The 5,201-nt window shown below is 68.5% G+C and carries 8 protein-coding genes; 6 read left to right on the top strand and 2 right to left on the bottom strand.

What is annotated here, in order from left to right:
• Positions 1 to 72: 72 nt before the first annotated feature.
• The gene (locus tag VHK87_RS07565) at positions 73 to 324 is read left to right on the top strand and encodes a hypothetical protein (protein ID WP_329634294.1); all 252 of its coding nucleotides are present in this window, start codon (positions 73 to 75) and stop codon (positions 322 to 324) included.
• A 6-nt stretch (positions 325 to 330) separates the two neighbouring features.
• Here the strand turns inward: VHK87_RS07565 and VHK87_RS07560 are convergent, their stop codons facing one another.
• Complete coding sequence (locus VHK87_RS07560; protein WP_329634293.1) at positions 331 to 723, bottom strand: hypothetical protein; 393 nt, start codon at positions 721 to 723, stop codon at positions 331 to 333.
• Between the two features lie 157 nt (positions 724 to 880).
• Here VHK87_RS07560 and VHK87_RS07555 point away from each other — a divergent pair, with 157 nt between their 5' ends.
• On the top strand, positions 881 to 1,156 hold the full coding sequence (locus tag VHK87_RS07555; RefSeq protein ID WP_329634292.1) for a CsbD family protein: 276 nt from the start codon (positions 881 to 883) through the stop codon (positions 1,154 to 1,156).
• Here the strand turns inward: VHK87_RS07555 and VHK87_RS07550 are convergent.
• Complete coding sequence (locus tag VHK87_RS07550; protein WP_329634291.1) at positions 1,153 to 1,419, bottom strand: hypothetical protein; 267 nt, start codon at positions 1,417 to 1,419, stop codon at positions 1,153 to 1,155. The genes VHK87_RS07555 and VHK87_RS07550 overlap by 4 nt on opposite strands.
• A 174-nt stretch (positions 1,420 to 1,593) precedes the next feature.
• Here VHK87_RS07550 and VHK87_RS07545 point away from each other — a divergent pair, with 174 nt between their 5' ends.
• The 4 genes from VHK87_RS07545 (at position 1,594) to VHK87_RS07530 (ending at position 5,154) form a co-directional block, all read left to right on the top strand.
• Positions 1,594 to 2,097 (top strand): hypothetical protein, encoded by a 504-nt coding sequence (locus VHK87_RS07545; protein WP_329634290.1) that lies wholly within the window; start codon positions 1,594 to 1,596, stop codon positions 2,095 to 2,097.
• A gap of 91 nt (positions 2,098 to 2,188) precedes the next feature.
• Entirely contained in the window at positions 2,189 to 3,592 is a 1,404-nt protein-coding gene (locus VHK87_RS07540) for an MFS transporter (protein WP_329634289.1), read from the top strand.
• Positions 3,567 to 4,376, top strand: a complete 810-nt coding sequence (gene mazG, locus VHK87_RS07535; protein ID WP_329634288.1) for a nucleoside triphosphate pyrophosphohydrolase — start codon at positions 3,567 to 3,569, stop codon at positions 4,374 to 4,376. The genes VHK87_RS07540 and mazG overlap by 26 nt, the downstream gene beginning before the upstream one ends.
• A gap of 46 nt (positions 4,377 to 4,422) precedes the next feature.
• Positions 4,423 to 5,154 carry a YciC family protein gene (locus tag VHK87_RS07530; RefSeq protein ID WP_329634287.1) on the top strand — a complete coding sequence of 244 codons (732 nt, stop codon included), beginning with the start codon at positions 4,423 to 4,425 and terminating at the stop codon, positions 5,152 to 5,154.
• Positions 5,155 to 5,201 lie beyond the last annotated feature (47 nt).

Raw genomic sequence — 5,201 nt, 5'->3', positions numbered from 1 at the left:
GGTTGGAAGGAGTTGTTAACTCCTGCGAGTCACAAAGTGGCCACATTCCGTTAAGGTTTGAACGGTGCGACCATGATATCGATGCTCTCTAACCAGCGGCGATCGCTGGAGATTTCCCTCGAAGCCGACGAACTCGAGCTGCAGTTCGGCCGCTCCGGCGCGATCGGCTCGATCTGCGAGCGAATCCTTCGCGCCGACCGTGGTGAGCGGCGGCGGCTCTACCGGCTGCACGACGAGCTGACCCGTCGCGCGGCGATGGAGGAAGAGCGCTATCCCGGCGCGCCTGCGCCCGCCGACGTCGCTGAAGACCGGCTGGCGGCATAGTTCAACCTAGAAGAGATCGAGTTCTCCGGCGCCCTCGGCCTCGAAGATCTTCTGCGACTTGCCGCCGAGGGCCGCCAGCATGCGGTCGGCGACGGCGCTGAGGGTGATGTCGCTGAGGGCGAAGTGAACATCCACGGCCACGTCGTGGGACACCTGCCCGCCAACCTTGCGCGCGAAGGACGACAGCGCCGTCAACTGTTGGCTGAGCAGGTCAACGGCGTGCATCTCACCGATCGCCCTGGCCTGATGCTCGGGCGGCAGGGTCGCGACCAACTCGCCGATAGCGTTGTCCAGCAGCGTGCAGCGGGCGCCGGCGAGCTCCATCTCCCAGGCGAGTGCATCGAACGCGCTGGCCACGGTGGCCGGAAGACTCCCCTCGACCCTCACGTGCGACGTCATCCACCCCTCCGCTTTTGACGCGCATGAGGGGGCGCTCATGCCTAATACCGGCTAAACCTGAGCTCGCCTGCGACGCCACGTCGCACCACAAGCTTGAGCGGAACATCGCGCGGCCTGCGGAGTTGTGAAGCTGCGTGCGCCATTAGGGAGAGGGCGAATGACCATCGACGAGACCCGCGCTCAGGGCGCGGCCAACACCACGGCCGGCAAGGTCCAGGACGCGATCGGGGCGCTGACGGGCGACCTGAAGATGCAGGCCGAGGGCAAGATCCGCCAGGTCCGCGGCGCGGCCCAGCAGGCGTACGGCAAGGTCAGCGAACGGGCCCAGCTGACCGGCACGGACGCCGACGAGTTCATCCGCACCCGGCCTTACGAGGCGGTGGCCATCGCCGCCGGCGTCGGCCTGCTGCTTGGGCTGCTGATCCGCCGCTAGAAGCCGTCCTGGGCGACGACGGCGCTGACGGCGGCCTTCTTGAGACGGACGCCGTTGTAGCTCGCCTCCTCCGCCGCAGCCTCTTCGCCGAGCTGGCGGGTCAGATCGTCCCAGCAGTCCTCCGGCACCAGCAGCACGAGGTCGTCGGTGCTGGGGTAGGCGTCGAGCTCGCGGTCGATCTCCTCGCGGATATCGAGCTTTCGCGGCTTTCCGGGGTCGCGCGCATCGAGGTGGGTGGGCGCGGGCGAGGTCGGTTCGGTCATCGGGAGCCTCCGAAGCTCCAACTCCGACCCGGGAGGGCCGTTCCCGTTCAGCAATGGTTCAGCTACCCGGCGAAAGGGTGAATGACTGCGCCCGAAGCTCAACTGCCGGGCTGGCGGAAGGCTGCGGCGCATCCCATCTGACGGGGATCAGTTCCCGTGCCTTCGGAGCCTTACATGCGCACTCTCGCCCTCGCGGCGGCCGCAGCCCTGAGCCTGGCGCCTGCCGCCTTCGCCTCTCCCCTTCCCTCCGTCTCCAGCGTCTCGGTGGCCATCGGCCCCGAGCTTCAGGAGAAGGCCGAAAAGACCTATGGCGTCCGCGACGTGCAGCGGCTCGCTGACGAGCTGCAGCGCGAGGCGGAACAGGCCCTGGCCCGCTCCGGCGCCCTGGGCGGCGGCGGCCGGCTCGAGCTGGTGCTGGTGGACGCCAAGCCCAACCGGCCCACCTTCAAGCAGCTTGGCGACACGCCGGGCCTGTCGTTCCAGAGCTTCGGCGTCGGCGGCGCGACCATCGAGGGCCGCGCCATCTCTGCGGACGGCGCGGTCACCCCCATCAGCTACCGCTGGTACGAGACCGACATCCGCCAGGCCGCCTACGGCTCGACCTGGTCCGACGCCGAGTGGACCATCGAGCGGTTCGCCGGCCGGCTCGGCCGCGGCCAGGCGCTGGCGCAGCGATAAGCGCACAGCCGCCATGCGGCGTTAGGTCTTTACTTCCCTGTGGCGCGCGGTCAGATCGGCCGCGCGCCACAGCCGTTTTCGAGGGTCGCTGATGCAGTCCGAAAGGCGGTCCAGCTGGACCTTGGCGGCCCTCGCCGGGCCCTGTCTGCCGATGGCGGGGCTGGGCCTGCCCCTGGTCGTCTACCTGCCAGAGCATTACGCCAACGAGCTCGGCCTGCCGCTGGCGGCGGTGGGCCTGGCCTTCATGGGCGTTCGGTTGCTCGACATCCTGTTCGACCCCTTCATCGGCGGGGTCATGGACCGCACCCGCAGCCGGTTCGGCCGCTTCAAGCTGTGGTTCGTGATCGGCACCCCGATCGTGATGCTGTCGACCTACATGCTGTTCATGGCCGAGCGAGGGGTCGGGGTCGGATACCTCTGGCTGTGGCTGCTGGTGATCTACGCCGGCTTCTCGATCACCACCCTGGCCCAGCTCGCCTGGGCGGCGGGCTTGTCGCCGAACTACGACCAGCGCAGCCGCATCTACGCCTGGTGGCAGGGCGGCAACGTCATAGGCATCATCCTGGTCCTGACCCTGGCGCCGCTGCTGAGCGCCGCGGGAGTCAGCGGCGATGCGGCCGGCGTCGCCGCCATGGGCTGGTTCATCCTGGCGCTGATGCCGCTCACCGTCGGCCTGGCGGTGGCGACGGTGCCCGAGCAGATCGTCACCCACGCGCCGCACAAGGCGGGCCTTCGCGAATACCTGGCCCTGATCCGCCGCCCCAGCGTCTTCAAGCTGCTGCTGGCCGACCTGTTCGTCGGCACCGGGCCGGCGATCACCGGCGGCCTGTTCTTCTTCTACTTCGAGCGGGTGAAGGGCTTCGACCATGCCGCCGCGGGCACCCTGCTGCTGGTCTATTTCATCGGCGGGCTGATCGGCGCGCCGATCTGGACGCGGATGGCCTTCAAGACCGGCAAGCACCGGGCGCTGGCCATCTCCGGCGTCTTCTACGCCATCGTCACCGCGGCCGTGTACTTCCTGCCGGCCGGCAACTACCTGGGCGCAGCGATCATGATGTTCCTGATCGGCCTGCCCTACTCCGCCGGCGCCTTCCTGCTGCGGGCCATGATGGCCGACATCGCCGACGAGGAGAGGTTGGCCAGCGGCGTCGACCGCACCGGCCTGCTGTTCGCCATCCTCTCGGGCACGGTGAAGATCGGCTCGGCGGCGGCCATCGGGATCACCTTCGTCGGGCTGGAGCTGATCGGCTTCGACGCCCGGACCGGGGGCGGAAACGAGGGTCTGGCGGGCCTACAGGTGATGTTCCTGGTGCTGCCGATCCTGCTGGCGCTGCTGGCCAGCTGGATCATCCTCTCCTTCCCGCTCACCGCAGAGAAGCACGCGCAGATCCGCGCCGCCCTGGCCGAGCGTGACTTGGCCGAAGCCGCCCCCGAGATGGGCGCCGAGCCCAAATTCGCAGAAGAGATCCATGCCACCGTCCGCCCCGCCCAGTGAGCGGCCCATCGACCGGCTGTTGGCCATCATGGCCCGGCTGCGCGACCCGACGGACGGCTGCGCCTGGGACCTGGAGCAGACCTTCGCCACCATCGCCCCCTACACGGTGGAGGAAGCCTACGAGGTGGCCGACGCCATCGAGCGCGGCGACCTGAAGGACCTGAAGGAGGAATTGGGCGATCTGCTGCTGCAGGTGGTCTTCCATTCCCGGATGGCCGAGGAACAGGGCGCCTTCGCATTTGACGACGTGGCCGACGCCATCTCCGAGAAGATGATCCGCCGCCACCCGCACGTGTTCGGGGAGGCGCAGGTCCGCACCAGCGCCGAGCAGACCGCCGCCTGGGAGGAGGTCAAGGCCGCCGAGCGGGAGAAGAAGGGCCGGGCCGAAAGCCTGCTCGACGAGGTGCCGACCGGCCTGCCCGCCCTTACCCGGGCCGTAAAGCTGACCGGCCGCGCCGCCCGCGTCGGCTTCGACTGGCCGAACGCCGAGCACGTCATAGGCAAGCTGCACGAGGAACTCGGCGAACTGCAGGCCGAAATCGCCGCGGGCGATAAGGCCAAGATGCGTGACGAGCTGGGCGATATCCTGTTCGTGGTCGCCAACCTCGCCCGCAAGCTGGACCTGGAGCCCGAAGACGCCCTGCGCAGCTCCAACGCCAAGTTCGCCCGCAGATTCCGCTACATCGAGCTGCGGCTGAAGGAACGCGGCAAAACGCCGGCGCAGTCCGACCTCGCCGAGATGGACGCCCTCTGGGACGAGATCCGGGCGGCCGATAAGGGCTGACACCGGCCGAGCTTCGTGGCTTCCTTGGCGGCGAGGGGGAGGCGCCATGGTGACTCTGACGGGTGAGGCCAAGCGCCTGACGCTGGACGGGGTGGTGAGGCGCGCCTTGCAGGCCGCAAACGATCCGGTGCGGCTGTCCATCTGCTGCGGCTTCGGGATCGTGGCCGGCGTGCTTGGTGGGATGGGCGAAATCTATGCCGTCAGGGAGGAATTCGGCGCCTTTGGCCTCTACCTGGCCGTGGCCTCGCTGGTCGGCCTGGTCCTCACGGGCTTCATCGCCACGAACATGGTCGCCATCGAGGAAGGCCGCCCCGGTACACCTCTCGACAACCTGTCGCTCGCCCTCTCCAGGATCCCGGCGCTGTTTGGCTTTAGCATCCTCACCGGGCTGGCGATCATGGTCGGGCTGATATTGCTGATCGTGCCGGGGGTGATGATGAGCGTCGCCTGGGCCGCCGGCGGCGCGGCGCTGGTGGCCGAACGGCTGTCGCCGACCGAGGCCATCCGTCGTAGCGCGGACCTCACCCGCGGATCGAGGTGGGCGATCTTCGGCATCTATGTGATCGGCGTGATCGTCCTGATGATCGCCTTGGTGGCGCTGGATTTCCTGGGCGTCGCCGTCTGGGGGGAGACGCCCACGGCCGCCCAGACCGTGTTCCTCGGGGCGGTGTCGGGATTGATTTTCGACATGCCCTACGCGCTCGGCACGGCGGCCATCTATCTCGAACTACGTGACGGGGACCCTCGCGCGGGTCACGTCGCGGCGGTGTTCAGCTAGCGGATCGCCACGGGGTTCACGACGACCTGAACGGTGCCGGCGAACCT

The sequence above is a fragment of the Phenylobacterium sp. genome (genome assembly GCF_036263695.1).
Taxonomy (GTDB): Bacteria; Pseudomonadota; Alphaproteobacteria; order Caulobacterales; family Caulobacteraceae; genus Phenylobacterium.
The sequence above is the reverse complement of the archived record's forward strand: the minus strand, read 5'-3'. Positions and strand labels throughout refer to the sequence as shown.

What these genes read in the sequence shown, in the direction of transcription:
- VHK87_RS07565 (WP_329634294.1), top strand. Translation starts at nt 73, where the DNA reads ATGATATCGATGCTCTCTAACCAGCGGCGATCGCTGGAGATTTCCCTC.
- VHK87_RS07560 (WP_329634293.1), bottom strand. Translation starts at nt 723, where the DNA reads ATGACGTCGCACGTGAGGGTCGAGGGGAGTCTTCCGGCCACCGTGGCC.
- VHK87_RS07555 (WP_329634292.1), top strand. Translation starts at nt 881, where the DNA reads ATGACCATCGACGAGACCCGCGCTCAGGGCGCGGCCAACACCACGGCC.
- VHK87_RS07550 (WP_329634291.1), bottom strand. Translation starts at nt 1,419, where the DNA reads ATGACCGAACCGACCTCGCCCGCGCCCACCCACCTCGATGCGCGCGAC.
- VHK87_RS07545 (WP_329634290.1), top strand. Translation starts at nt 1,594, where the DNA reads ATGCGCACTCTCGCCCTCGCGGCGGCCGCAGCCCTGAGCCTGGCGCCT.
- VHK87_RS07540 (WP_329634289.1), top strand. Translation starts at nt 2,189, where the DNA reads ATGCAGTCCGAAAGGCGGTCCAGCTGGACCTTGGCGGCCCTCGCCGGG.
- mazG (WP_329634288.1), top strand. Translation starts at nt 3,567, where the DNA reads ATGCCACCGTCCGCCCCGCCCAGTGAGCGGCCCATCGACCGGCTGTTG.
- VHK87_RS07530 (WP_329634287.1), top strand. Translation starts at nt 4,423, where the DNA reads ATGGTGACTCTGACGGGTGAGGCCAAGCGCCTGACGCTGGACGGGGTG.